Annotated in this window: 23 protein-coding genes; 7 read left to right on the plus strand and 16 right to left on the minus strand. The window is 62.7% G+C overall.

From position 1 onward, the window contains the following. Positions 1–61 precede the first annotated feature (61 nt). The 7 genes from DID96_RS17830 to DID96_RS17860 form a co-directional block, all read right to left on the minus strand. Positions 62–4675 carry a cellulose synthase subunit BcsC-related outer membrane protein gene (locus DID96_RS17830; RefSeq protein WP_124600603.1) on the minus strand — a complete coding sequence of 1538 codons (4614 nt, stop codon included), beginning with the start codon at positions 4673–4675 and terminating at the stop codon, positions 62–64. 64 nt (positions 4676–4739) lie between these two features. Continuing rightward, positions 4740–7271 (minus strand): cellulose biosynthesis cyclic di-GMP-binding regulatory protein BcsB, encoded by a 2532-nt coding sequence (bcsB, locus tag DID96_RS17835; RefSeq protein WP_124600604.1) that lies wholly within the window; start codon positions 7269–7271, stop codon positions 4740–4742. Between the two features lie 3 nt (positions 7272–7274). Continuing rightward, the gene (gene bcsA, locus DID96_RS17840) at positions 7275–9458 is read right to left on the minus strand and encodes a UDP-forming cellulose synthase catalytic subunit (protein ID WP_409333785.1); all 2184 of its coding nucleotides are present in this window, start codon (positions 9456–9458) and stop codon (positions 7275–7277) included. Positions 9459–9475: 17 nt separating this feature from the next. Next, positions 9476–10255: a cellulose biosynthesis protein BcsQ gene (bcsQ, locus tag DID96_RS17845; protein ID WP_124600606.1), complete on the minus strand. Its 780-nt coding sequence runs from the start codon at positions 10253–10255 to the stop codon at positions 9476–9478. Beyond that, on the minus strand, positions 10252–10863 hold the full coding sequence (bcsP, locus tag DID96_RS17850) for a cellulose biosynthesis protein BcsP (protein WP_124600607.1): 612 nt from the start codon (positions 10861–10863) through the stop codon (positions 10252–10254). The genes bcsQ and bcsP overlap by 4 nt, the downstream gene beginning before the upstream one ends. Before the next feature lie 46 nt (positions 10864–10909). Continuing rightward, the gene (gene bcsD, locus DID96_RS17855) at positions 10910–11416 is read right to left on the minus strand and encodes a cellulose biosynthesis protein BcsD (RefSeq protein ID WP_124600669.1); all 507 of its coding nucleotides are present in this window, start codon (positions 11414–11416) and stop codon (positions 10910–10912) included. Between the two features lie 988 nt (positions 11417–12404). Beyond that, on the minus strand, positions 12405–12638 hold the full coding sequence (locus DID96_RS17860) for a flagellar transcriptional regulator FlhD (RefSeq protein ID WP_124600608.1): 234 nt from the start codon (positions 12636–12638) through the stop codon (positions 12405–12407). 480 nt (positions 12639–13118) lie between these two features. Between DID96_RS17860 and galU the strand changes: the two genes are divergently transcribed. From galU to DID96_RS17875, 3 genes are all read left to right on the plus strand, one after another. After that, positions 13119–14003 (plus strand): UTP--glucose-1-phosphate uridylyltransferase GalU, encoded by an 885-nt coding sequence (galU, locus tag DID96_RS17865; RefSeq protein ID WP_124600670.1) that lies wholly within the window; start codon positions 13119–13121, stop codon positions 14001–14003. 99 nt (positions 14004–14102) lie between these two features. Beyond that, the gene (locus DID96_RS17870; protein WP_124600609.1) at positions 14103–14684 is read left to right on the plus strand and encodes a phosphatase PAP2 family protein; all 582 of its coding nucleotides are present in this window, start codon (positions 14103–14105) and stop codon (positions 14682–14684) included. Positions 14685–14911: 227 nt separating this feature from the next. After that, positions 14912–16060: a glycosyltransferase family 4 protein gene (locus DID96_RS17875; protein ID WP_124600610.1), complete on the plus strand. Its 1149-nt coding sequence runs from the start codon at positions 14912–14914 to the stop codon at positions 16058–16060. Positions 16061–16111: 51 nt separating this feature from the next. Here DID96_RS17875 and DID96_RS17880 read toward each other — a convergent pair whose 3' ends face one another. The 3 genes from DID96_RS17880 to DID96_RS17890 are packed head-to-tail and all read right to left on the minus strand — an operon-like array spanning position 16112 to position 17314. Continuing rightward, complete coding sequence (locus DID96_RS17880; RefSeq protein ID WP_185732286.1) at positions 16112–16546, minus strand: hypothetical protein; 435 nt, start codon at positions 16544–16546, stop codon at positions 16112–16114. Continuing rightward, entirely contained in the window at positions 16546–17028 is a 483-nt protein-coding gene (locus DID96_RS17885) for a glycoside hydrolase family 108 protein (protein WP_124600611.1), read from the minus strand. The genes DID96_RS17880 and DID96_RS17885 overlap by 1 nt, the downstream gene beginning before the upstream one ends. Before the next feature lies 1 nt (position 17029). Next, entirely contained in the window at positions 17030–17314 is a 285-nt protein-coding gene (locus DID96_RS17890) for a phage holin family protein (protein ID WP_124600671.1), read from the minus strand. Between the two features lie 137 nt (positions 17315–17451). Between DID96_RS17890 and DID96_RS17895 the strand changes: the two genes are divergently transcribed. After that, positions 17452–17940, plus strand: a complete 489-nt coding sequence (locus tag DID96_RS17895) for a hypothetical protein (protein ID WP_124600612.1) — start codon at positions 17452–17454, stop codon at positions 17938–17940. Positions 17941–18103: 163 nt separating this feature from the next. Here DID96_RS17895 and DID96_RS17900 read toward each other — a convergent pair whose 3' ends face one another. From DID96_RS17900 to DID96_RS17920, 5 genes are all read right to left on the minus strand, one after another. Then, complete coding sequence (locus DID96_RS17900; RefSeq protein WP_124600613.1) at positions 18104–18715, minus strand: tail assembly protein; 612 nt, start codon at positions 18713–18715, stop codon at positions 18104–18106. Continuing rightward, on the minus strand, positions 18700–19401 hold the full coding sequence (locus DID96_RS17905) for a C40 family peptidase (RefSeq protein ID WP_124600614.1): 702 nt from the start codon (positions 19399–19401) through the stop codon (positions 18700–18702). The genes DID96_RS17900 and DID96_RS17905 overlap by 16 nt, the downstream gene beginning before the upstream one ends. A gap of 125 nt (positions 19402–19526) precedes the next feature. Next, entirely contained in the window at positions 19527–19973 is a 447-nt protein-coding gene (locus tag DID96_RS17915; RefSeq protein WP_124600672.1) for a phage regulatory CII family protein, read from the minus strand. Positions 19974–20104: 131 nt separating this feature from the next. Next, positions 20105–20272 (minus strand): hypothetical protein, encoded by a 168-nt coding sequence (locus DID96_RS38330; protein ID WP_185732287.1) that lies wholly within the window; start codon positions 20270–20272, stop codon positions 20105–20107. Between the two features lies 1 nt (position 20273). Next, a complete protein-coding gene (locus tag DID96_RS17920; protein ID WP_260463929.1) occupies positions 20274–20465 on the minus strand; it encodes a hypothetical protein in 192 nt (63 codons plus the stop codon). 274 nt (positions 20466–20739) lie between these two features. Between DID96_RS17920 and DID96_RS17925 the strand changes: the two genes are divergently transcribed. Further along, entirely contained in the window at positions 20740–21855 is a 1116-nt protein-coding gene (locus tag DID96_RS17925; RefSeq protein WP_185732288.1) for an acyltransferase, read from the plus strand. Positions 21856–21923: 68 nt separating this feature from the next. On the opposite strand, the gene DID96_RS17930 is transcribed toward DID96_RS17925, so the two are convergent. Further along, positions 21924–22121 (minus strand): hypothetical protein, encoded by a 198-nt coding sequence (locus DID96_RS17930; protein WP_124600617.1) that lies wholly within the window; start codon positions 22119–22121, stop codon positions 21924–21926. Between the two features lie 508 nt (positions 22122–22629). Here DID96_RS17930 and DID96_RS17935 point away from each other — a divergent pair. Both DID96_RS17935 and DID96_RS17940 read left to right on the plus strand, forming a co-directional pair. Further along, positions 22630–23865, plus strand: a complete 1236-nt coding sequence (locus tag DID96_RS17935) for a glycosyltransferase WbuB (protein ID WP_124600618.1) — start codon at positions 22630–22632, stop codon at positions 23863–23865. 519 nt (positions 23866–24384) lie between these two features. After that, complete coding sequence (locus tag DID96_RS17940) at positions 24385–25002, plus strand: hypothetical protein (protein ID WP_124600619.1); 618 nt, start codon at positions 24385–24387, stop codon at positions 25000–25002. Positions 25003–25433 lie beyond the last annotated feature (431 nt).

Consider the following 25433-nt stretch of genomic DNA (forward strand, 5'->3'; position numbering starts at 1 on the left):
CGGCGCGCCCCCCGCGTTGCATACGGGCAGGCCCGCGGAGTATTCCGCGCCGCCTGCCCGCTCAGTTCGAATCCGCGAGATACGGCGTCGTGAAGATACGCGGCGGGAACGGCTGCACGCCGCTCTGCGGCGTGAAGCTGTAGCGCAGATAGATGGCCGCCACCCATTCGCGATACTGGTACGCGTTGCCGAACGACGCAGTCGCGCCGACCGCGAGCTGCGACGCAACCTGATACTCGCCGCGCGCGGCGAGCGAATACGCAACACCGGTCTTGCTGCGCGCGGGGTAGACGGCCCCCGGGTCGAGCTGCGCAGTCGGGAAGTTTTTGATATTCGTCACCGCATCGGCCTGCATGTCAGGATCGAGCGGGAAATAAGGCGCCTCGTTCTGCCGGTAATGCTGCACGCCGATCGAGCCGGTCAGATCGTAGGTGAACGCGCCAGCGCGGCCCGCATACTCGATCGGGATGTTCAGGATCACGTATTGCTGCGGGCTGAAATAGCCGCCCTGCCCGTACGTGAAATACGACTGATTCTGGCTGAAGCGCATCCACGTTGCATTCACGCCGACGGTAAGGGTCTGGTCGGCATCGCGAAACAGACGCGTATACGCGCCACCGCCGCCCTTGCCCGAAAAGTTGCGCTCGACGTGGTGGCCGTCGTAGTAATCGAATGAGCCGGCGACATAGAGGCCGCTCGTGCCGTCGTCCCAGCCCAGCGCGCCGCGCACCCCGCTACGCGTCACCCCGCCCCACTTGAGCCCCGAGCCCGAGTCGCGCGCGCCCGCGAACGACAGCAGGCTGTCGGTCACCGCGCGTCGCGTGACGGCCAGCGAATAGGATGCCCTGTCGGTCATCGCGCCGTCATAGCGCACGCCGCCGACCACGTTCTGGTACGGGAATCCGATCGGCGTTGCGCCGATGTCGGCCTTCAATTGCTTGCCTTCGTAGCCGACGGACAGGCCGACGCCACTCGCCGACTGCGAGCCCGGCGCGCCGTTCAAGCTCGCGGGCGTCAGCCCGGCGCCGTAACGGGCGCGTGTCGGCACGTCGGTGGCCGCCGGAGTGCCGGCGTCGAGCATGACGGGCGTCGCCGTCACGACCACGTGGCCATTGCCGGCCTTGATGCGGCCCTCGATCGGCGTCTCGATATCGGTCAGGCCCGACAGCCCGTCTTCGCCCGTGCGATTCCGGAACACGAGCCCGCCAGTCACCGTGCTCGCCTGATCGCGGTTCACCTGCGCGAGTTCGGCAGCAACGCCGAGCGTCTGCGCATTGGCGTCCGCATTCGCGCCGCGCTGCACGGGCCCGGCTGCGGCATAGCTCTGCGCGTAGCCCGCCGGCGGTTGCGGGATGTAGGGCTGCTGCGCGTAAGCTTGGCCATAACCGTCCGACGGATACGGTTGCTGCGGATACGAAGGTTGCGCACGCATCTGTCGCCCATAGCCCGGTTGACGAGCCATCGGCTGCGCATAGGCCGGTTGCTGATCATCTGCCTGCCATTCATAGGCCTGCCCGTATGCGGGCGGACGACCGGTCGGCTGCATATCGGATGAATTCGCGGACGAACTCTGGTACGAATTCGGGCCGCCACGCGCAACCCGGCTCGACCTTGCAGACCGCGCACGCGTTGCCGGAGCCAGTGCCGCCGAAGGCTGCGCAGCTCGCGCAGCGGGCGACATCGGCCACGGCGTCGACACGTACCCCGAATCGCCGCCGCCTGCTTCATCGCCCGGCACCACATACCCGGCAGGCGGCACCATCTGTTGCGCATCGGCTGCGGCCGGCAGATACCGTGCATATCGCCGCCCCGTCGCGGGGCCGCCCGCCTCCGCCGCACCGCCGGCCGCCTGGCCGTAACCGCTGGAATCGCTGAAATCACCGTCCGCCGCCAGCGCGGCCCCATACGGCACTGGCGCGCGCGATTGCGGCGCGACGGCGGGTGTCATGTAAGTCGCGGGTGGCGCAGGCGGCATCGAGTAAGGCACGATCGGAGCGGAAGAAGACGAAGAAGACGGGTTGGACCAAGAAGGCGTGCCCGGCAGCGGCACCATAGCGCCCGCATCGCCGGCGGAACGCACTGCATCGACCGAGGTCTTGCCTTCAAACGGATTGGTACCAGGCAACGGGTTCGCGCCGATCCGCTGCATCGCGGCTTCCCAGCCGCGCGGCACGTTCGAGCGCGCACTAGCGGTGCTGCGCACAGGCGGCGTGTTGCCAGCCACCAGCGAACGCTGCAGATACTGCGCGGCGAGCGACAACTGCCCCTCCGCGCGATACAGCCGGCCGATCGCCGCAAGCAGCGCCGGATCGTCCGGCGAGATCCTCAGCGCAGTGGCCGCGAACGCCTCGCCGTCGCGCCACGCCTTCGCGCCGCTCGCCGCGTAGATCGCGGCGATCAGCAAACCCGGATCGTCCGGCCGGCGGGCCAGCGCGATCCGATAGCACGTCAGCGCGTTCGCGGAGTCTCCGGCCGACGCATACAGGCGCGCGAGCGCGGCCTGCAGCTCCGGGCTGTCGGGCATCGCGGCGAGCCACGGCGCGATGACGGCATAGCCGCCGGCCAGGTCGCCACGCTGGCGCACCGCGTCGGCCTGACGCACGACGATCTCGAGGTTCAGCGCGTCGAAATCGCTTCGCTGCTGCGGCGTCAGCTGCATCGCGGCGAGGCGGCGCATCGCGTCGCCAAGCAGCGAATCCTGACGGCCGGCCAGCAGGATGCGCGCGTATTGCAGCAGCAAGCCCGCGTTGCCGGGCTCGCGGGCCAGCGCGCGTTGCACGAGCCCGAGCGCGCGCGACGTGTCGCCCGCCGCCAGATAGCCAGCGGACAACTGCACCGCCAGCGCTGGCGCTTCCTGCCCGATCGCTTCCGTTTCGCGCAACACGCCAATCGCCTGGGCGCGTTGACCATGCTGCGCCATCCGCGTCGCGAGCGCGACCTGCTGGCCGACCCAGAGTCGGTGTTGCAACGTCGTCATCGCGGCCGTGCGCTGCTCGGCGGGAACGCGTTCGAGCCGCTGCAGCCCGATCGACCAGTCATGCGTCTGCTCGGCGAGCAGCGCGCTCGCATAGAGCGCGTCGGGCATGTCGGGATGCTCGGCAAGCAGCCCGTCCATCATGCTGCGTGCCGAAGCGATCGCGCCCTGCCGCACGTACACGCGTGCCAGGTCGAGCCGCAGCCAAGGATCGTTCGGGGTGCCCGCGAGCGCATCCTCGAACAGGCTGCGCGCGGTGCCAAGGTCGCCGCGCGCGTCTGCCTCCCGCGCCTGCGCGGCCTCGGCGGTGCGGCGCAGCCGATCGAAGCCGCCAGCCTTGGCCTGCTGTTCGGCCGTCAATTGCTGCGCGAATTGCAACGCCTCGTCGCCGCGCCCCTGCGCGGCCAGCGCGCCGACGAGCCCGCGCAGCGCATCCGGGTGGTCCGACTGGCGACGCAGCGCCATCCGGTAGGCCTGCTCCGCACCACGCGGATCGCGGTTTGCGAGCAGCGCGTCGCCGAGCATCACCTGCGCGGTGACGTTCGACGGGTCCGCGAGGATCGCGCGCTCGAACAACGCCTTCGCTTTCGCGAAGTCGCCGTTGCTTTGCGCGCCGAGCGCCTCGCTCGTGTAGGTCCAGTACGTCGCGCTGTCGAGCGCCGAGCGCCAGCGCGCCGCATTCCCGCCCCGCGACGCGCGTTCGAGATCGCTGCGTGCCTGCGCAAAGCGCTCCTGCTTCAGTTCGACGATGCCGAGGCCGCCAAGCGCGTCGGTATTACCCGGCGACTTCTCCAGTATCGCGTTGAAGCGCGCGCGCGCCGTGTCGAGATCGCCGCGGTCGAGCGCGGCGAAGCCGTCCGCGATCTCGCGGCCGCGCACCTCGTTCGCCGCGTCCTGCTGACCGCGCTCGCGATCTGCCTCATCCTGCCGCACCATGCTGTCGTAGCGCGCCTTCACCGGAGGATCGTCGGGCACCACCTTCAGGTACGCAACGTAGCGCGCCTGATCCGACGGCCGTGCGGCGAGCCAGAGCAGCGCCTGCCGCCAGCTCTGCCGTGCCTGTGCGCCGACCTTGCCGTCAGCGGCCAGCTGCTCGAGCCGCGCGATACCGTCGCGGCGCGTCGCGTCGCGATAGGTCAGGTGCTGCGCATAGGCGAGCGCGTAGCGCGGATCCTCGGGATTGTCCCGCGCGAGCTGCTCGAGGCCGCGCCGGGCTTCGTTCCATCCGCTGGGCGTCGCCGCAAGCGCCTGGTAATACTCGAGCCGCAGCGCGGGCGACGACGGCGCGCCTTGCAGCGCCCGCTGATATTGCTGCGCGGCCGACGCGCTTTGCCCCATCTTCGCGAGGCGCCGCGCATCGTTGATCTCGTCGTTGCGCGGGCTCGACTCACCGAGGCGCTGGCCCAGCTCGTCGATCTGCGGAAAGCCCGGTGCCGTCTGGCGCAACTGCTCCAGATAACGTTTCGCACCCGCGTTGTCCTTGCGATCGGCGAGCACCATGCCCATCCCGAACAGCGCGTCCGGCTGGTTCGGATCGAGGCCCAGCACCTTCTTCCAGGCCTGGCCCGCGAGATCGCCGCGACCGTGCGCCTGCCAGTACTTGCCCTGGTCGATCAGCACCTTGAGCGGATCGGACCCCGCGGCGGCGGCCGGGTGCGGCAGCGCGAGCGCGAACAGCAGACTCGCGACGAGTGCATGCATGCCGCTTCCTGCGACACTGCGTGCCCTGCCGGCTACGCGCTTGCGTGACAGTCGAGCGCGCATGTCACTCCTTCAGCCGGCGCGCCGCCCGCGCGCGCAGCAAACGATAGAAAACCGCCGCCAGCACGAGCGCCGCCAGCACGCCCCCCAGCACGAGCGCCAGCGGGTGTGCCGACAGGATCCAGCGCAGGTATTCGATCGGCGGCAGCGCGCCGACGTGATACGGCGCGCCGTTCGACGTCACGCTGACCGTGCGGCCGTGAATCACGACCATCCCGCCCTGGATCGACGCCAGCATGTCGTCGTCGAGCAGCGCGCTGCCGAGGTCGTCGTCGGATTGGCCCGGCGCGCTGATCAGCGCAACCGCGCTGCGCGAACTGCGCAGCGGCGATTCGAAGCCGGCGATCAGCGCGCTGGCCTCGTCCGTGACGACGGACAGGCTCGCGCGCACGTGCGTCGGCTCGGCGCCCTGCGCGCCACGCCACCAGTCCTCGACCTTGAACACCAGATCGGTGAGCGCGAAGGTGCGGCCGGCGCCGTCGCCGGAGAACGGCATCTGCTTGTCCCAGCGCTTCAGAAGCGGCTGCGTGTCGGGCGCGCCGAGGATCAGCAGGTCCTTGGCGGCGAACGCGTCGACGCCTGCCGCATCCGTCACGCTCACCCCCGTCACCGGATAGCCGGTCGATGCGCCCATGCGGCCCATCACCAGCAGGTACAGGCTGTAGACCGACGGCGTCGGCTCGGCGGGGAGCACGACCGCCGTGTCCGACAAATCGGCCAGGCGCGTAAACGGGAAGCCGCTGTTCGCGAACGCCGCGAGATCGGGCAGCGTCATGTAATGCGGAAACGACGACACGTCGATCGTCGAATCCGGATCGATCGCGCCTTGCACGTTCTGCAGCAGCCGCCCCGTGCATTCGCCGGTATCCGGGATGTCGTAGAAGAAGTTCAGCCGCAGTTGCGCGCGCGGCGTGAGCATCAGCGGCGGCACATGGACGGTCACGCGATCGCTGCCGGTATTGTCGGTGCGGCCAGGCGACAGGTAGCGGCCGAGGCTCCACCAGGACGTGTCTCGCGCCGGGATCGGCAACTCCTTCAGGAACGTGTCGCCGACACTCAGATTGAGCGACGAGCGATCGACGCGCGGGCGCACCGTGTATCGATAGCGCAGGTCGATCGGCGCACCGCGCGTGTTCCACATAAACAGGTCGGGCGGCACGCGAAGGTTGATCCGCACCGCGCCCGCATCGTAGCCGGACACGGCGAGCGCGCGCTCGCCGACCAGCTCGCCGAAGCGCACCGGGCGAGACGACGACAGCCAGTTCGGCGCGTCGTACGGCACGCGCGGCGCGACGTTCGCGAGCCCGGTCACCGCGGCCCGCGTGCCAGCGAGCGCGGTGTTGCCCAGTGCCAGCGCGCTGGCGGCGGTCTTCAGTTCGGCGGGCGTCCGGCCGAGCACGAGCAGGATCTGGCCTTGCGCGGGCGCCTGCCGCTCCACCACGGCCAGCGCCGGACCATCGATGGCCGGCAGCACGACGCCGTCCGGATGATCGTCGGCGGTCGCGAACAGCACCGCGTTGCCGGACGGCGGCAGGCTGCCGGTGCGGGCCGGGAACAGCGCACCGCGGTAGGCCGCCAGCGCGCCGAACCACGACGCGGCGATGCCCGCCGCCTCGAGCGTCTCGCGCGGGGGCCGGCCCGCGAACACGAACGGCAGCTCGAGCCGCCGCGCGTCCCGCCGATCGAAGAATGGCGCGGGCAGCGCGCCGAGATCCGGGCGGGCATGCAGCGACGCATAAGTGAGATCGATCCGGCTCGCATTGCTCACGGTCGCCCACAGCGCCGAGTTGGCCGGATCCTCGCAGCGGCGCGTGTAATGCCCGATCAGCTGAAGGTTCAGATGGTTGTATTCGGTGATGAAGCGCGGATCGATCGGCACGTCGCGCGACAAGGTCATCCCTGCTTGCGCTTGCGGCAACGGCAGCGTCGCGGCCACCTCGCCATTGACGAGCACCTTGAGCTGGGACAGATCCGGCAACAGCGCGGGCGAATAGCTGTAGACGAGATGCAGCACGGCACCGGTGACGACCTCGTCGTCGCGAACCGCGAATGCGACGCCGTTCTGGCCGTCCGTGCCGCGCAACTGGAGCGGATCGCGCGCACCGAGATCGGCGAGCGTCAGCGCCTGGCGACGGCCGCCGGGCATCAGCGTGCCGGGGTTGGCCGTGGTCGGCGTACTCACCGCAAGCACGCGTTGCCCGCCGGCGGCCGGCGCCTTTTCCGCGAGCAGCGGCAGCCGCTCGGCGGCCGGGCCGAAGGCCGCGGCCGGCGACGGCGGCGGCACGTCGCCCGACGACGTCGCACCATCCGCCGAGCGCACGACGCCCGGCGACGCCGCTTCGGTTCCGCTTGCCCGCGCGACCTCGGCTACGCCGCCCTGCACGCTCGTCCACAGCGCAAACGTCAGCAGCATGCGCGGCAAGCGCACCCGCCACGCCGCATGGCGGACGAATGCGACACCCGCAAGTTGCGATGCGCGCGCGTCATCCTGCGCGCTGCCGCACTGTTGCGGCATCCCCGTTGTTCTATTGGCCATCACTTATTTTTCTGTCGTTACGCCGGCTGTATCGCCATTGCCGCGGCTCGTGCGCCGCTTGCCCCGTGTGCGCAGATCGGCCCACAGGCGCGAGACGAGTCCCACGAAGCCTTGCACGCCGACCTGCAGCACATGCAGGAACGCGCGCGTCGGCGAATCGGGGCGACGCCCGGCCGCCCAGTCGGTCCAGGCGTCCGCGCGCGCGAAGGTGGAACTGATGAGGTCGAACTCCTGCCGCTGCGACAGGTTCGCGAACCGCATGCCGACGTGCCCCGGCGCTGCGTACTCGATCGTTCCCGGAAACGCGTATTCGTCGACGCCGCGGAACAGCGACACGGTCACCTGGGCGCCAACCGGCACGTCGATGTCGGCGGGCACGGCCACGCCGATGCCGCCTTCCGAGTAGTCGCGCGTTTCGCATGACAGCGTGCGGCCGTTCGCGAAACGAAGCATCACCGGAATCGTCATCGCGACGCGATGCGCGACGCGCACCTGCCGGCGCTCGTTCGCCGCCGACACGGCGACGCCGAGAATCAGCACGTTGTAGCACGTCCACGCGAGGTTGAACGCGGTCGTCTGCACCACGCTGCGCACATGCCAGCTGAACCCGATGTGCGCGATGCCCGCCGCGAGCCCGATCACGTTCAGGACCAGCAGGATCAGGTAGGGCTTCGAGATGGCCCAGTCGAAATAGCCCTCGTCGATTCGCCCGCCCTTTGCCGTGACGTTGAACTTGCCGAGCTTCGGATTGATCAGCGCGAGCAGCGTCGGCAGCATGATGTACGACGCGAGCACCGACTCGTAGACCTCCGCCCAGAACGAATGCCTGAACCGGCTCTGCATCCTCGAGTTCGTGACGTTCGCGTGCAGCACGTGCGGCAGCGCGAACAGCGCGATCGACATCGCGGACGCCTGGATCACGTGTGCGCCGAAGAACAGGAACGACAGCGGTGCCGTCAGGAACACGAGCCGCGGGATGCCGTAGAAGAAATGCATCATCGCGTTCAGGTAGCACAGCCGCTGGCCGACGCTCAGGCCGCGGCCGAACAGCGGATTGTCGATCCGGAAGATCTGCGTCATCCCGCGCGCCCAGCGGATCCGCTGGCCGATGTGTCCCGTCAGGTTCTCGGTGGCGAGCCCGGCCGCCTGCGGAATCGCCAGATAGGCCGTCGTATAGCCGCGACGATGCAGCTTGAGCGCGGTATGCGCGTCTTCCGTCACCGTCTCGACCGCGATCCCGCCGATCTCCTCGACCATCGAGCGCCGCAGCAGCGCGCATGAGCCGCAGAAGAACGTCGCATTCCACAGATCGTTGCCGTCCTGGACCAGCCCGTAGAACAGCTCGCCCTCGTTCGGCACCTTCCGGAACGTGCCGAGGTTGCGCTCGAACGGGTCCGGCGAGAAGAAATGGTGCGGCGTCTGCAGCATCGACAGCTTCGGATCGCGAAGAAACCAGCCGAGGCCGATCTGCAGGAACGAGCGCGTCGGAATATGGTCGCAATCGAAGATCGCGAAGTATTCGCCGTCGGTGAGCTTCAGCGCCGCGTTGATATTGCCGGCTTTCGCATGGTGATTGTGCGTGCGAGTCGTCCAGTGCACGCCCACCGATTCGCAGAACGCCTCGAATTCAGGGCGACGTCCGTCGTCGAGCACGTGGATCGACAGCTTGTCGGCCGGATAGTCGAGCGCGAGCGCCGCATAGATGGTCGGCTTTACCACCGACAGCGGCTCGTTGTAGGTCGGGATGAACACGTCGACGGTCGGCCAGTCCGCACGCGACACGGGCATCGGCAGCGGCTTGCGCCCGAGCGGCCACGCGGTCTGGAAATAGCCGAGCACCAGCACCAGCGCCGAATACACCTCGGCCAGCACGAGCAGCGCACCCCACGCCGCATCGAGCGGATGCGACCACACGATCGTCTCGGTCAGGCGCCAGTAGATGTAGCGCCCGGACGCCGCAATCGACAGCACGATCATCACGAGGGTTGCGTAGTGTCCTTCGAAGCGCCGGATCATCAGCGCGAACGCGAAGCAGCAGGCCGCGAACACGAGTTGCTGGACATTGTCGAGCGGCACCGTGCAGACGAAGAACAGCGACACGAGCGCGAACGGCGTAAGCAGCAGCGCAACCGGCAGGCCCTGCCGCAGGTGCGAGTCGATGAACCGGTCGACGCGTGACGGTCGCATGGCATCCGCCCGCGCCGTCATGCAACGCTCCGCATCGTGCCGGGCGCGCCGATCGCGCGAGCAAGCCACGCCCCGCACGCATTCAGGTCGGCAGCGGCCTGCGAGCGTGAATCGTAGCGATTCACGGTAGTCTGGTGCGCGAGCGATTCGGCCACCCCTTCGTCTGCGTGGATCACCCCGCCGAAGCGCTCCGCACCGAGGCGATCGCGCAGCACGCGCAGCACGTCCCGGCCCAGATCGCGCGACTGATCGACCTGATTGATCACGTAGCCCTCGCCGTCGAAATCCGAACGTTGCGTCGCATACTCGTCGATCATCCGGCGCATCTGCGGAATCGCCGCATACGAAGCCGCATCGGCAAGCACGACCATCACCGCGAAATGCGCGGCCGTCAGCGCGGCGCGCATGTAGACCGAAGTGCCGGGCGGCGTGTCGACGATCACGATGGCGTCGTCATCGAGCCCGAGCGCCGCGAGCCCCTGCGTGAACCACGACGGGTTCCAGTCGAGCAGGCGCTCGAAGCGGCGCTGGTCCGCTTCGCTCACCACGCCGAACGGCAGCACGGTGATCCCGTCGACGATCGTGGCCGGCCAGCGCTGCTCGTTGAGCGCGGCGCACGCAAGCCCGTCGCTCGCCTCGAGCGGCACGCCGAAATGCAGCCGCAGCCCGTTCTGCGGATCGAGGTCCACAACGGCGACACGCCGCCGTCCCGCCGCGGCAATCACCGAGGCGAGGTTTGCAGCCAGCATGGTCTTGCCGACACCGCCCTTTGCGGAAACGATCGTGACGACCTTCATGAACGGCCTGCCCGCGCCGAAAACCACGAGGTTGCGTTCGTCGAGCCGCTGCTCGCTGCATCGCCACGCAGCCGATCGAACAGCCGGTCGAGCGGCACCGACGAGTCGGGCGCACGCGCCGCTTCCGCCGCCGGTTGACTGAACATCTTTTTCAGTAACCCGAAGGGTTCACCCGACGCATCGGCACTGGAAGCCGCGACTTGCGCCCCGGTGTCGGCAGGCATCTGTTCGGATTGAGTCGGCCGGGCGGGCGCACGCTGGGGCGCTTCGGCGCTGTCGCGCAACCGGTCGTCTTCGACCGTGAGCAGCCGATACCTCGACTGCCTCGGAAAGGTCGCCTCGGACACGGCAGCGTCGCGATCGCGTTCAGCTGACGGGTCCGTCACGCGCACGGTCGCCATGATGGCATTGCGCAGGCCCGGACCCTCGCCCGGCGCTGCGTAACCCGGTTGCTCGTCACGCGCGCTCTCGCCCGGATCGACGAGGCCGAGCAACGGCCAGCGCGCACGTGCCCGTTCGGCCTCCGCCTCGGCGCGGATTTCCTGATAATGTTCCGCGTCACCGCCAAAACGCCTGAACAGCGATTCGATATCCCGTGAGGTCGACATAGCGTGCCTTTTAGTTATGGGGCGAACTTCCGCCAATCAAACGCGCTCAGTCCTTCGCACGTGCGTTCCCGTGTGCCCTCTCACGTACCGTCTGACGTGCTGCCGTTTGACGTTCAATACGCAGCTCGATCCTGGAATCGTTTTCGGGAGAAGCCTCCTGGGCCACACGCAGGCCGGCCGCGCCCAACGTATCGAACCAGGCCTGGTAAGCCCCTTGCAGGAACGCAGGGGACCACTCCAGCGCACCATCGCCAAACGCACGCAGCGGCGCCGCGTAGTGCGTGATCCGCAGGAAATCGTGCTCGTCGACAAGCTCGACGTAACCCCATTGCGCTTCGCGCCACTGCGCATTCAATGCACTCGCGAGATCGTTCGTCGATTCGCAGTGCGGCAGCGGACGCGCTGCCGCGAACCGCGCACCGACGCGCGCCATCAACTGTCGCAACTCGTCGTGATCGAGCTGATCGGCAAATTCGGTTGCCAGTGCTTCCAGGAATCCACGCCATTGCGGCGACACTCGATGCTCGAGAAGATGCTCCAAAATACCTTGCATGGCAGGCGTACTCTCCCGTTGAGCGCCGAACGACACGGTAAGACAATCAAGCTGACGATGATCGGAGTGGACCGCATTGCGCTGCGGCGGGCGAGGCACTGTTAGCGTTTTCCCGAATCTTATCGAATCGGAATTTCCGAATGTCACCCGATATCTAGTCGAAAAACGCCAAACTGTTTGACGTGAGTCAAACAGTTGTCATTGATCAAGCGCGACGGGAGAAATTCGCCTATCGCAATCTGGCTGATTGCGAAGGCGATCGCGAGCATCAGTGCACCGTTCTATGCGGCAGACGCGAGACGTTCCCGCCAAAAATCGCCGTCAGCCCCAAATACCTTGCTTTGCCACTTGGTGCCGTCCCAGTAGACCGGGAACCAGCATGGGTTACCGGGCCATCGGCCTTCACACCACATCGGTTCCGCAGGCGGATTGGTGCACGGGAGCCACGTTCCTTCCCGGATAGGACGCTGTTGCAGATCGGCTATGTTCATGGTCTCGGCTCGCTCTAATTATGTTTCCACATGAACACTATCCTACCGTTATTTTTCAATTCCATTTCAATTAAGAAATAATATCTATATTGTTGTTTTTGTCTGACAAACGTGCATCCGGGCTTGCATCCCGATCCGGTTGTAGCGAATTTCCGGCGACGCGCGTTGCATTCTCATCGCATTGGCAGTTTCGTACAGGTGTTTGGCGGCAGCCGCAGTTCGGTGTGCCATAGAATCCACTCGACACCGCCATGCCTCAGGAACTATCCCAGATCCGGGGGCACCCCGATACGGCGGCTCTTGGCCCGGCACGAAGGTGTGCCGGGCTTTCTTTTTTGACAAGCCGGCATACCGAACGACGTATCGCGCACACCGTACGCCACTTCCGGCCGGCGCGGCTACATCGCAGTCCTATATAAGTAAATGCTACATGATGCCTGGCAATGCAGGCTGAAACCTACTTCAGCCGGCAGTCGCTGTAGTAGGCCGTAGCGGATTCAGGCGCGCCCGGGAACGGCCTCGGCACGCAATTCGCATACCACCTCTCTGCTGCTGGCCAGTTCTTCGATCTGGGCCAGCGTCAGTGCGGCAATCCACGATGCGGTCTTGTCAGAGATGCCCAACTGACGGATGGCCTCCTCGCGATCGATACGCAGCATCTGCTGCACGAGCCCGAGGTACGACAGATTGAATGATTCAATCGCGTCGAATATATCGTCCTGTTCGGCCATGATCGTTCCTGATCGGACAGCGGTTGTGTTCGGCCCATCACGCACGCGGGCGCGTATCCGCCGCGTGTCCGGAATTCGCAGTCGGCTTTTCATTATTAAACTGTACGTCATACGAATGCGCGCTCGCCGACAAAATCTAGACGATATTCGCCACTTCACGCCACTTCGCGCTGCATCCGCGACACGCGTGATCGGGCTGGCCCGCAAACGTTTCAACCCCCGTTCCGTCTATCCATTCCGATGACCCGACGTTACGCGCCACGCATGCCGCTCGACCGGCGCGGATACGAACCGACTGGCGGATTTGCACTAGATTCAGTCGCTGCCCTGTTTTCGAACGCCCCTAGGATTTCCCGAATTGCAGTCGGGCCGACTGTGCGACTGCTCTCGTGCCGCGCCGAACGATTCGGCGCACACGGACAGCCGCGCCGGATATCGACGTTGTCAGCCTTTCATTTCGAACAGATGGAACCCACCACTATGTTGAAAGTGACGAAAGCTGTATTTCCGGTCGCCGGCCTCGGCACCCGCTTCCTGCCGGCCACCAAGGCAAGCCCGAAGGAGATGCTGCCCGTCGTGGACAAGCCGTTGATCCAGTATGCGGTTGAGGAAGCGATCGAAGCGGGCATCACCGAGATGATCTTCGTGACGGGCCGCAGCAAGCGCGCGATCGAGGATCACTTCGACAAGTCGTACGAGATCGAGGCGGAGCTCGAGGCACGCGGCAAGGAGAAACTGCTGTCGCTCGTGCGCAGCATCAAGCCGAGCCACGTCGATTGCTTCTACGTGCGCCAGGCCGAAGCGCTGGGGCTCGGTCATGCGGTGATGTGCGCCGAGAAACTGGTGGGCGACCACCCGTTCGCGGTGATCCTCGCCGACGACCTGCTCGACGGTCCGACGCCGGTGCTGCGCCAGATGATCAACGTATTCAACCACTACCACGCGTCGGTGATCGGCGTCGAGGAAATCGCGCCGGAAGATTCGAAATCGTATGGCGTGATCGACGGCAAGCGCTGGGAGGACAACCTCTTCAAGCTGTCCGGGATCGTCGAGAAGCCCGAGCCGGCGAAGGCGCCGTCGAATTTCGGCGTGGTCGGCCGTTACGTGCTGAAACCGAAGATCTTCGAGCATCTGCGCGGGCTGAAGCCTGGCGCCGGTGGTGAATTGCAGCTGACCGACGCGATCCAGTCGCTGCTCTCCGACGAACAGGTGCTCGCGTACCGCTACGACGGCACGCGATACGACTGCGGCAGCAAGCTCGGGTACCTGAAGGCGACGGTCGAGTTCGCGCTGCGGCATCCGGAAGTCGCGGCGGACTTCGAGCAGTATCTGCTCACGCGCATGTCGGACCTGCTCGTCGCCTGACGACGAGCATGCATCCCGCCCCTGCACGAAGCGCGGCGCGTTGCCGCATTTTGCGCGCCGCGCATTTGACACGACCGTTTCGACCAGCGGGGATCCGGGATGTGGCTCGCCATCGGCAACCTCGGTGACGCGGCGCTGACGCTGCCGCTCGCCGCCGTCTGTTTCGTGTGGCTCACGCGCTCGCTGTACGGCTGGCGAATCGCACTGTCGTGGCTCATGCTGCTTGCCGCAGGCATGCTGATCGTCGGACTGACGAAGATTCTCTATGCCGGCTGCGGGCTGGAGATTCGGTCGATCAACTTCCGCGTGATCAGCGGTCACACGATGCTTGCCGCCACCGTCTGGCCGATGGCGTGCCTGCTGATGCTGCATGACGGGTGGAACGTTCGCACCGGCCCCGCGTTGCTGCCGGGGCTCGCGCTCGCGGCAACGATCGGCGTCGCGCGCTTGTGCAATGAAGCACATACGGTGTCCGAAGTGATTGCGGGCTGGATGCTCGGCGTGGCCGTGACCGTGCTGTTGCTGAAGCGGTGGAAGGACGCGCCGATTCTGCCGCCATGGCTGCGCCCGTTTGCGGCCGGCTCCGTGCTGGTGGTGTCCGGTATCGCTTACGGACACCACACGCCGATTCAGGAAGCTATCGAGATGTATTCGCCGATTGTCTGCAACCGATTTTTGTGAATCTAACGAGCACGAAAGCGTCCACGGCATCGGACGCGCCTGCGGTCAATCAAGGCGAATCGGGCATATTGACAATGCTCGAACCACTGACACACGATTATTATTTTACGATAATTCCATCAAATTCTCAAAAATCTCAGCAAGTCAAATAAAATTCACACACCAAATTTTGAATTTCACAGCCTGACATCCTGAAATATTAATAAATTCTTGTGGAGCACCAAGCCATGAAGGTTAGCGTAGCAGCATGTGGCCGATTTCACTTTCACAACTACGTTGAACGGCTTGACGAACTTGGAATCCTTGACACGTTTTACTACTCTCACAAAATACGCAATACTGCATTCTCGTTAGTGCGTGGCCGCGCCGTCAATATTTGGGCGAAAGAATATGCTGTGCGAGCGCATGCAAAACTCCTCAAGGGCCATTTTAGCGACCTGCTCTATCCGACATATCATGATCTTTGGCAACTCGGGGTTCGATTGAACTGGCGACCGACACCATTGTTGCACGTGATGGCACATGGCACATCACGACAAATCGTCGAAACCGCGAAGCGAGAGGGTTCGACTGTAATCGGTGAGGTTGTCAACACGCACCCAATCTATCGAGACAATATCCTAACCGACGAAGAGAATAAACGAGGACTCGAGAAAGAAGCAAGAATCAATCGCCAACAACGAAGATTGATTGAGGAACTAAAAATGTACGACTACGTACTCGCGCCGTCCGCGATCGTACGAGAATCGTTTATACAGCACGGCATCTCTCCAGACATAATCAAGGTGATCCCCTACGCCGCCAACGTGAAAAGATTTAAACCATTAGAGAAGGACAAAAAATCAAAAGATCGCTTCAACATAATTTGCGTTGGACAAGTAAGCATTCGAAAAGGCCAACTCTACCTACTCGAAGCAGTCAAGCAACTTAACGACAAGCGCTTACATGTCACGCTAATCGGCCAAATCGAGCCACGGATCGAATCTTTATTGACTCCCTATCGACATCTCTTCACGCATATTCCACGCGTCGACAACGCCCTACTAAACGAATACTATAACGCGGCCGATCTTTTCGTCCTGCCCTCCCTAGAGGAAGGCTTGGCGGTAGTGTTATGCGAAGCCTTAGCTACTGGACTACCCATTGTCGCCACTCGAGAATCCGGTGCTGCGGAAATTATCGATCATGACAGAAGTGGCAAGATTATCCACGCCGGCTCCGCAACCCAACTGGCCGATGCGATAAACGAGATGGTTAGCGATCCAGATAAAATCAATGAATTTTCGCGTCAGGCGACTCTCGCCGCCACCCATACTCACAATTGGAATCAATACGTCGATAAACTGCGCAGTGTCTACTCAAGTTGCCTGCGCTAGCCGTTGCAAGTGACAGGACGAGGGGCTTTCCGCTGCAGAGTCAGCTATTCCTTAATTTTTATCCTGTCTCGCGCCTTTAATTCGCGTCGGGAACACGACAGCCAGGCAGCCGATGAGCAGCACGACGGTGACGGTCGGACGCACCCAGTCTTTCGGCTGCTGCGCGGCGAGCCGGCGTGCACCGTCGCGGTCGGCCGCCTCAGCGGTGTAGATGTCCTTCTCGTAGGTGAGCTGCGCCTGCTGCGTCTGCGCGCTGATCTGCGCGAGCTGCGCCTGCTGCTCGAGTACGGCTTTCTGGAACTGCAGAGCGAGATTCGGATCGGCCTGCAGCGCGGCAAGTGCGGCATCCGGGGCCGACTGCCCGGTAACAGCCTGCGCAACGCCGACGACCTTCGTCGCCACGTCTTCGGCTTTCGAGCCGCCGAGCCAGCCGGCAATCATCGGCGCGAACTGAGCGAGCGCCATCGCGATAGGGATCAAGGGCATCATGCGGCTCCTGTCGTGAGATTTGCGGCGATCCTGCGCGCCCAGCCTTTGCCGAACGTCACCCACGTCGCCAGAGAGGTGAAATAGGTCAGGCGCAGCGCGTTCCAGCGCATCATGAAGCGCAGCGGGTCGACCGCCTTCACCGCGGCGATCGTCGCGGGCCCGAGCACGCCATCGACGCGCACACCGGCCGCGCCCTGCATCCAGATCACCGGATGGCCGCCGTTGTAATTCGCGTCGAACACTTGGAAGGCCACGCGCGGGTCGAACTCGTCGAGGTGTAGCGGATCCCAGTACAGCTTTTTCGCGATCTGCTTGGCCGTGTCACGCGGCAGGCCGCGCATCGCGCCGGTGTAGCCGGCCGCCCGCGCGACGCGCGCCGTGACGCCCCACATCGTCTCGCCGCCCGGGTCGCGCGGGTTGTTCGAGTAGCCGCCCTCGTTTCCGATCAGGGCGTCGAATGCATCGTCGAAGCTGCTCATGTCATTCCCTCCCGATGACTGCCTTCGCCTTCCGGCGAAGCAGGATTTCGATGTACTGCGACCCGACGATGCCGAGCGCGCTGCCAATGCCGAGCAGCGCGAGCGGATCGAGATTCGGGATCTGCAGCAGCGCGATGCCTGCCACCATCGAGGTAGCAGAACCCATCAGCGCGCGGCCGACGATCACGCGAAACGTGAGTTGCTCGCTGCTGACGAGTAGTTTGGCGATGCCGATGAGTGCGCCCATGATGATCAGCTCCAGAATCGTTTTTTCATGGTCTTGCATCAAATCTCCCTGGAAATGAAAAAGCCGCTCATAGGCGGCTTTCATGAAGCGAACCAGATCAGGCTACGTGACGGAAATACGAGCCCTTCGTACCCTGAACGCTGCCAGCCTCTAAGCCAGACTGGAATGCTTGCGCATTGGTGACCCATGTCGCGCCTGATGCGGCCGGCACGGTCGAGCCGTTGATAGACACCGCGTTCGAATTGCCATGTGCCGTATATGTGTTGTTCGACGCCGTCATCCGAACCGGTGAACGTGGCATGCTGCGCAGCAGTTCCATGGCGAATCTTCAGTACGTTGCTGGCGGTCATACGATCGCTCCCATATCGAAGGTTTGCAGCGGGGCGTCGGTGATCAACCCGAGGTCGGTGACGCCCGCCGTGAAGAGATTCGCAGCCGCCGCGCTTGACGCTGCGCTCGCAGCGCTGGCCGACGCTGCATCTGCCTTCGTCGATGCGGTCTCAGCCGCTGACGTGGCCGTTGACGAGCTTTCGGCCGCAGCAGTTTGGCTTGCGGCTGCCTGTGATGCGGCCTGTTCCGCGCTCGCCGCATCTTGCGACGCACCGGACGCCGCAGCCAGCAACGCAGCCGCGGTTGCATCGGAAGTCCCGAGGTTGAAAATCTGAGTTTTGGTGCCAACCGTTACGCTTATGCTGCCCATGAATCAGATCCCCTTCGTTGCGCTCGGGGCGAGATAGGCATCCCCGGCAAATGGCCGAACGCGGCGCCCGTCTGGCGACTTGAGAAACAGATCCCACGCACCCAGCCTCAGGGCGCGCTGCCCCTCGACTACATATTTGACTTGCGTGTAATCGACGCTGAGAGCATTCGAAAGCGCGGCGAAAATAGTCGCCGCGCCACCGCCATTCGCGCCGAGCGTGATGCCGTTCCCATTGCTGATCGAGATGAGCGGAGTTGGCGATCCGTAATCCGCTCGAATCTCGAGCTTCGCTGTCCACGTCGACAAGTCGGGATTGGTCCCGTCAGCATCTGCATGATGCCGCCGAGCGCCATCGACGCGCCGAGGCCGAAGAAAGCCGCAGATGCCCCCAACCACAATGCAGCATTCAGGCCGGGAATGAACGATGCCGCGATCAGTGCGGCGCCAAGGATGAACTCGAAGAAGCCGCCCTTTGCGCCGGAAATGATCGGCGCGATCCGGATGTCGTCGTCGCCGGCCGGACGGTGAATTTCGTCGATGCTCTGGTTGCGCCGACCGTTGAAAACCGCGAACGTCAGGCCGTTGTCCTTGGCGTTCATCATGAACTTCTCGAAGCCTGGCACGACGACGCAGAGCGCGCGCACTGCCTCGGCAGTCGACCTCACGGCGAGGCGATGGACGCGCCCGAACTTCGCGCCCAGCACGCCATAAAGGCGAATGGTTCTCAGCTTTTCAGACATGGCCCATCTCCTGCATATCTCAGCACCGTGCGCAGGCAGTGCGCCCACATTCCGCCCCACACCACGCGGCCGGACAGGCGCCCGTACATGTGATGCAGCATCATCCCGTCACCCAGATAGATGCCGGCATGATTCGGCACGCCGTTCTTGCTCCGGATTTCCATCAGCGGCACATCACCAACTTCAAGCGTCGCGTCTTGCCCGACGTCGACAAAGCCGGCCTTCCCGAATTTCTCGAGGTAGAGATTCGACCGGCCGTCTTCCCACCAGCCGTCCACGCGCTCGAAATCGGGCAGTTCGGCACCTCGCTCGAGCTTGTACCAGTCCCGAACGAGTGCGTAGCAGTCGAGCGCACCATGCGAGAACTCGCGGCCGATCAACGGTGCGACGTAACCGCTCGGGGCAAACTCGCACCAGTCCTCGACGCCGATCGAGCCGCCTGCCTGCACGCCGACCGATACGATCACCCACGCCGGAATTCCGCTGCGCTCGCACATCGCCTTGTCGGCCATACTCGGCCGCGCCGGCGCGCCCGGATGGGAGTGCACGAGCGCGATGATCTCGCCGCGGTCCTTGGCGTTCGCGTAGTCCTCGGGCGACAGCGCGAAATGCTCGGACGGCGTTGCCGCGACATTGCGGCATGCGACGTATGCCTCGGTCTCGCCATTTCCTGCAATGCAGGAGATTCGATCACGCCGCGCGCAACGAGGCGCTCGATCGTCACCTTCACGTTGTCATGGCGGGATTCGACAAGATCCGCAATCTCCCGGCTCGACATCGTCAGCACTGCAGGTTGCAGGATCGCGCCCATTTACTGCCCCTCCGCCATGCCTTCGATGCGACCGACCAGGCCGAGCAGCACTTGGAAGTGTTTCCACGTGCGATCCTTCACGCGCACCACCTCATGCGGCTCCACGCGGCCATCCTCGAACGTGCGGATGATCTCCTTGCCGATCTCGCCGTTCGTCTCCCACGTTTTGGCCATTAGCTCGACGATCTCGCCGTCCGAGCAGTTCTCCGGCGACGGGATCTTGACGAGGACGTAGCCGCGCTCGCGCGCCCATGCCTCGAGGATCCGGTCATCGTTTGTCTTTTCCGTCATGTCGACGGCGTTCTTGAGCGTCAGGTGGTGCGTGTCATTGTTTGTGTTCACCTTGTTGCGCAGAACCTGAGCCGACATCCCAACGCGCGGCGCGAGCGATTCGCAGCCGCCTTGGTAGTCGAGCGCAACCGAATGTGCCGCATCTAGGATGTTCACTAATAGCTCCAAAAAAACGTGTTTATTCGTGATGAGGACTACTACAGTGCAGTCACAGATGTTCAGGGAGATAAAAATGAAACGACCGCACTACCCGGCGGGAGCCGCTTGCGTCTATGCGGCGCCCGCCGTCACTTCTCTTTTGCTGCTGGCGGCGCTGCAACCGCTTTCAGTGCCTCAAACTGCGTCGTCAGGCTCTGTCGGACCTGATCCAGCTCCTGCGGGAAGCGCGCGCCTCGAATTGCAATCGCGCAAAGTGCCTCCCGGATCTGCTTCTGTTCTGCGGCGGTGACAGCCATGTCACGCTGCCTTGGCTTGCGGCACGTAATGCTTGATGAAGCCCTTCATCGGCAGCGGTCGAACCGGTTGATCGAAGAACACTCGCGTCGACAGCGTTTCCTCTGCACCCGGCGTGCCGAGATCGACGTAGAATGCTTTGGGGTTCTCTGCGGTGATTTGCGCGATCTCCCGGAGGCGCCGTTCTTCGTCCACTACATCTACGGCCCGGATCGCTGTACCGGACCGTGAACTCATACGGGTACGACTACGCGCTCGCGCGGCACGAGCGGATCGTCGAGTGGCTGAGGAGGCGGACCGAGCGCCGGAAATGAGAAAGCCGCCCGGACTCCCTTGGCGCATTGGATCCGGGGATAGGCATCAGCACGGCGTCGGATTCGGCCAACCTTTTGTCAAGTGGACACGGCCGCCCTCCGTATTCTGGCCAGTGATCCTAAGGTGGCATCCGGCCACCAATCCTGGCGAAAAGATGAATACAGAGAACACAACACGACGAAACGCGACCCTCGACTTGATACGGTCACTGGCCGCCGCCGAGGTCGCAATAGGCCACATGCGAAACCTCGTAATGTTCGATTTCGTTTCTGGCGGCTTCGCTGCGAAGGCCTTTTATCTGCTGACCGCATTTGGAAAGCAGGCCGTCATCGTATTCTTCGTGCTTTCTGGGTATTTGGTCGGAGGATCCGTTGTTAGAGACGTACGTCGCAATTCTTGGTCGTGGCAGAAATATTTGCTCGACCGATTCACTCGGCTGTGGATTGTATTGATTCCAGCCCTTCTTCTCACGCTGTTTTGGGATCACATCGGAATATCTATTGCCAATGGATCATTTTACAGAGGAACAGAGGGGAACTGGGTCACTCGCGTGGATATATCCGAAAATCTAGGATTTAATCAGCTTATCTGTAACGCTGCATTTTTGCAAACGCTCGCCTGCAACACATTTGGATCAAACGGCCCACTCTGGAGCCTTGCCAACGAATTTTGGTATTACATGTGGTTCCCGGTTTTCTATGTTGCCGCATCGAAGGCGAGGACGCCAAGGGGGATAGCACTCATCGTTCCTGCGATCGTCGCAATGGTTGCATTCGCGGGCCTACTTGAAGGATTCTCATATTGGCTGCTCGGCGTTGTTGCATACGAAATACGCCTGCGCGTATCCATCAAGAACGGCACACCATATATCATGGTGGCAACCGCAGCCTTGGTTATCTCTCTGGTTATCGGGAAAACCAGCTCATACGGCCACGCAATAACGGCAGCCGGATTTTTCCTCCTCCTGGTTGCAATTACTACAAGCGGCGCGCAGATTATCTCGCCGACCATATCGAAAATCGCGTCAGGATTTTCTGATATGTCGTACACGCTCTATTTGACACATCTTCCACTCACAATGTTCTTGGTTGCTGTTTTATTCGGCGAACGCGTTCCGCTTGGAACGACAGGCCTTATTCGGCTCGCGGCGATCGCTATAGGTTGCTTCGCATACTCGTACGCCGTTTACTATCTATTCGAAAGAAATACGACATCACTGCGAGCAATTCTCGCCCGCGGAGTATCTATCAACAGCAAAAAGGCTGGATGATGGAATCGGGGTGTCGATCGCGCCTCGCCGAGCCAACATCAATAGCTCGCGAGGCGCTGTCGCCCCATTCAATTTGCTGGTTTCGATGCCGTCGTGTCCGGCGTTACGCTGCCCTGTGAAACCGCGAACTGAGTGATCGCCTGCGTCTGCGTCGATGCCTCCTTCGTCATGCCGAAGTCGAAGTAGAAGCCAAGCGCGGTCTTCAGCTCGTTGAACAGGTAGCCGATCACGATGCCGCGCGTCCCGGCGGCGGTCGGGTCCTTCATGACCTGCTCGGCCCGGCCCTCGAGCATCAGGAAGCCACTCGTATTCAGATTGCAAATTGAGTGCCGACGAAGTGGACGGCATGCTCGAATCCATCTTTAGACTCAGCGTCAAGGACATGGCTACCTGCCCCACCTTGATCGTTCGCGGTTCCGATCTTACCAAGTCCACCGAACTAGGCCAAGTCGCACGCACCATAGACCAATCTGCAAGATCTGACGGCGCGGATAGGATAGATGCTCGCCATCGGACACATGGGCTCCTGGAGCGCTCCCCCATCTAGCGGTCAAGGTTACAACCGCGCGCTGCGATCGCGATTGAACACGGCAGACATTGCTGTTTCCGCAGACATGTACACCGAAATCGCCATCGAAAAATTGACCGAATTGCGCAGTTCGCAAACGAGATTTGGCGGCTTGCACCAACATTCTGTCTGTCTTTCGAGTCCCGCATTGCCGACAATGCGTTTGTTACGCAGTACATCATTTCTTCAATATCGTTCCGGGGCCGATGAAGATCCTAGTCTACGGCATCAACTACGCACCAGAGCTCACCGGCATTGGTAAATACTCGGCTGAGATGGCGGAATCGCTCGTCGCCAAAGGCCACGCGGTACGCGTCGTTTGCGCCCCGCCGTACTACCCGGAGTGGCGCATCGCCAAAGGATACTCAGGTCTGCGTTACGCAACCGACAGTCGGCGCGGCGTGGAGATGTGGCGCGCACCGCTATGGGTACCGAAGCGGCCGAAGGGTATCAAGCGCATCGCACACCTTGCAAGCTTCGCGATCTCGAGTTTTCCCGTCATGCTGCGCCACACGTTCTGGCGCCCCAACGTTGTAATCTGCGTCGCGCCAAGCTTGATGAATGCACCCGCGGGTTGGCTCGTCGCGCGACTGACCGGCGCTCACGCATGGATTCACATTCAGGACTATGAGGTTGACGCTGCATTCAGCCTCGGCATGCTCAAAGGTTCGCTCCTAAAGCGCACCGCGCTTGTGTTAGAGCGCTTCCTGTTGAAGCGCTTCGATACTGTCTCGACGATTTCAGCAAAGATGGTCGAGCACGCGCTGCGCAAGGGTATCGATCCACGGAAGGTGGTCCATTTCTCGAACTGGGCCGATACCAATTCGATCTATCCACTGACGCGGATCAGCGGCCTGCGCGCCTCCCTGAACATTCCGAATGAGGCGACCGTGATTCTCTATTCGGGAAACATGGGCGCGAAGCAGGGCCTCGAAGTGCTCGCAGCCGCTGCGAAGCAGCTCGCGTCACGCAGCGATTTGATCTTCGTATTCTGTGGCAATGGCCCAGCGCGCGACGAGCTAATCGCGTACTGCTGCGACATGAGAAACTGCCGCTTCATCGATCTTCAGCCGGTCGACAAGCTCAACGAGCTGCTGAACCTCGCGGACATTCACGTGCTGCCACAACGCGCGGACGCCGCGGATCTCGTGATGCCGTCCAAGCTGACTGGAATGTTTGCGAGCGGCCGCCCGGTGATCGCGATGGCGAACCCTGGTACCGAGTTGCACGATGCGGTGTCGCGACGTGGTGTCGTAATCCCGCCCGGCGACCCGAGCGCGCTCGCGTCAGCCCTCGATCGCCTAGCCGCCAATACGGCTGAGCGCGCGCGGCTCGGCAAAGCCGGGCGCGATTTCGCTCAAGCTGTGCTTTCACGCGATGCCGTTTTACGAGCATTCGAGGCCAAGCTGTGCTCGTTGCACACCGTACCATCAGATACCTAGCAGGCTTTTGAACTGCGCCTCGTCATGATGACCGGGAGCCGGCGCGAAAGGATTTCGTATGCGTTCTGTTGTGAGTTCGGCTGTCCCACACAAGATCACGTCTGTCGTAGTCTGTGTCAGCGCCACGTATCTTGACATGTGATCATGGTATGCAATCGAGCAGCCACTAGGCGCACGAGTGTTCGGCAAAGCCATGATTTTGACGTACGGATTTTTGAACCGTTTAAGCGCTTGATTGGCCAGCCACAGGACCGGTGCCAGCGAGTGATCAACTTGAACAAAGTCGTCCAACTTGACTATCGTGAGTTGCGGTTTCTGCATCTCGTCAATTTCGCGCGCCCCACTCGCCGCCATAGCTCACGAACACAAGGTCCCTACGGTACCACTCTTAGATCCATTTATACCTGGCCCAATTCCAGGTTGATTGTTGACGATCGCCTTACTTAACCTTGAGTTTTGCACAAATCACGTGAATTTTAAGTTCAATCGTAAAGCAGACATTTTACAGTAAATATACAAATGGCCAATCGCCCTTTAGTTTCTTTAATTGTTCTGGCAATATCCATATCCATAAGTGCATCAGCCAGCGCGCAGAGCGACTTAAATGGTAAGCAAGCGCGTCGTCAGTGGCGCAACTTGGCAACGCCAGCGGCAACGTTGATGTCATCGCAATTAGGAGCCACGCGAAGCGATGCGGAATGGGGAGGCGGCGCCGTTGGTCGCGCAAATAGTCAAGCTGCGTCGGGCGACCACCGGGCGCAAAAATCCAAAAAAACTCCCCAGACATCCATGATTCCGTTGTTCGGCGCACCGAAGGACTATGACGAGAGATACGAATCGAATCTCGGTGACGAACTCGGTGATAGTCGATCTTCTAACCAGGCGGAAGGCTACAGCCGCACGCCGGAAGAACGACTGCTGTCACCTGAATCCGCTACGCGTGCTGCGAGCGCCTCAACAGGTGCAACCGACGTTAATGGTCAGAGTATCAAGGGAGGGGGCGTAGCACACAGCAAGAAATTTGACGCAAATGCGGCTGCAACATCGTCTGCGTTGTACGATGCATCACAGTTCCGCTCATTCAACGGCGCACACGGTACAGATACTGGAAGCAGCGTTTACCGTTCACCTTGGTAAGCAAACTTAGTGCGTAGGCAAAAATGACTCCTCCGAACGTTAGGCATCCGACAGCAATTGATGCGACGACTAACTCGAGGAATCATTCGTGGATTTCGACTCTTGTCCACGCAGACAACCGAAACTGTGCAGCTACGCCTAAGGGCGTTCGACTACCCCACGCACTTTGCCGATCCCGCTGTCGCGAAGCTCGTCACGCCAGCAATCAAAGCCTGGTTCTCGGCAGCATGCTGGTGCCAATAATATTCTCATGATCCAATGCGTGATCGCCATAGACCCGCTTGGACACGCGACGCGAACCTGCCGCGAACGTGCAACGTTGGCATTGGTGACGACGCAGTCTCGGCAGCGGGCCACGCACTCAGTGGGTTTGGGACATTTTTTCGCCCGCCCCAACTGCCCGAGGGGAAAAACAATCGAGAACCACGCGC

The organism is Burkholderia sp. Bp8963, assembly GCF_003854275.1.
GTDB lineage: Bacteria > Pseudomonadota > Gammaproteobacteria > Burkholderiales > Burkholderiaceae > Burkholderia.

Excerpts from the sequence above, each read along its gene's own strand:
- DID96_RS17830 (WP_124600603.1), bottom strand. The coding sequence starts at position 4,675 with ATGCATGCACTCGTCGCGAGTCTGCTGTTCGCGCTCGCGCTGCCGCAC.
- bcsB (WP_124600604.1), bottom strand. The coding sequence starts at position 7,271 with ATGGCCAATAGAACAACGGGGATGCCGCAACAGTGCGGCAGCGCGCAG.
- bcsA (WP_409333785.1), bottom strand. The coding sequence starts at position 9,458 with ATGCGACCGTCACGCGTCGACCGGTTCATCGACTCGCACCTGCGGCAG.
- bcsQ (WP_124600606.1), bottom strand. The coding sequence starts at position 10,255 with ATGAAGGTCGTCACGATCGTTTCCGCAAAGGGCGGTGTCGGCAAGACC.
- bcsP (WP_124600607.1), bottom strand. The coding sequence starts at position 10,863 with ATGTCGACCTCACGGGATATCGAATCGCTGTTCAGGCGTTTTGGCGGT.
- bcsD (WP_124600669.1), bottom strand. The coding sequence starts at position 11,416 with ATGCAAGGTATTTTGGAGCATCTTCTCGAGCATCGAGTGTCGCCGCAA.
- DID96_RS17860 (WP_124600608.1), bottom strand. The coding sequence starts at position 12,638 with ATGGCCGAACAGGACGATATATTCGACGCGATTGAATCATTCAATCTG.
- galU (WP_124600670.1), top strand. The coding sequence starts at position 13,119 with ATGTTGAAAGTGACGAAAGCTGTATTTCCGGTCGCCGGCCTCGGCACC.
- DID96_RS17870 (WP_124600609.1), top strand. The coding sequence starts at position 14,103 with ATGTGGCTCGCCATCGGCAACCTCGGTGACGCGGCGCTGACGCTGCCG.
- DID96_RS17875 (WP_124600610.1), top strand. The coding sequence starts at position 14,912 with ATGAAGGTTAGCGTAGCAGCATGTGGCCGATTTCACTTTCACAACTAC.
- DID96_RS17880 (WP_185732286.1), bottom strand. The coding sequence starts at position 16,546 with ATGCCCTTGATCCCTATCGCGATGGCGCTCGCTCAGTTCGCGCCGATG.
- DID96_RS17885 (WP_124600611.1), bottom strand. The coding sequence starts at position 17,028 with ATGAGCAGCTTCGACGATGCATTCGACGCCCTGATCGGAAACGAGGGC.
- DID96_RS17890 (WP_124600671.1), bottom strand. The coding sequence starts at position 17,314 with ATGCAAGACCATGAAAAAACGATTCTGGAGCTGATCATCATGGGCGCA.
- DID96_RS17900 (WP_124600613.1), bottom strand. The coding sequence starts at position 18,715 with ATGTCTGAAAAGCTGAGAACCATTCGCCTTTATGGCGTGCTGGGCGCG.
- DID96_RS38330 (WP_185732287.1), bottom strand. The coding sequence starts at position 20,272 with ATGGCTGTCACCGCCGCAGAACAGAAGCAGATCCGGGAGGCACTTTGC.
- DID96_RS17925 (WP_185732288.1), top strand. The coding sequence starts at position 20,740 with ATGAATACAGAGAACACAACACGACGAAACGCGACCCTCGACTTGATA.
- DID96_RS17930 (WP_124600617.1), bottom strand. The coding sequence starts at position 22,121 with ATGAAGGACCCGACCGCCGCCGGGACGCGCGGCATCGTGATCGGCTAC.
- DID96_RS17935 (WP_124600618.1), top strand. The coding sequence starts at position 22,630 with ATGAAGATCCTAGTCTACGGCATCAACTACGCACCAGAGCTCACCGGC.
- DID96_RS17940 (WP_124600619.1), top strand. The coding sequence starts at position 24,385 with ATGGCCAATCGCCCTTTAGTTTCTTTAATTGTTCTGGCAATATCCATA.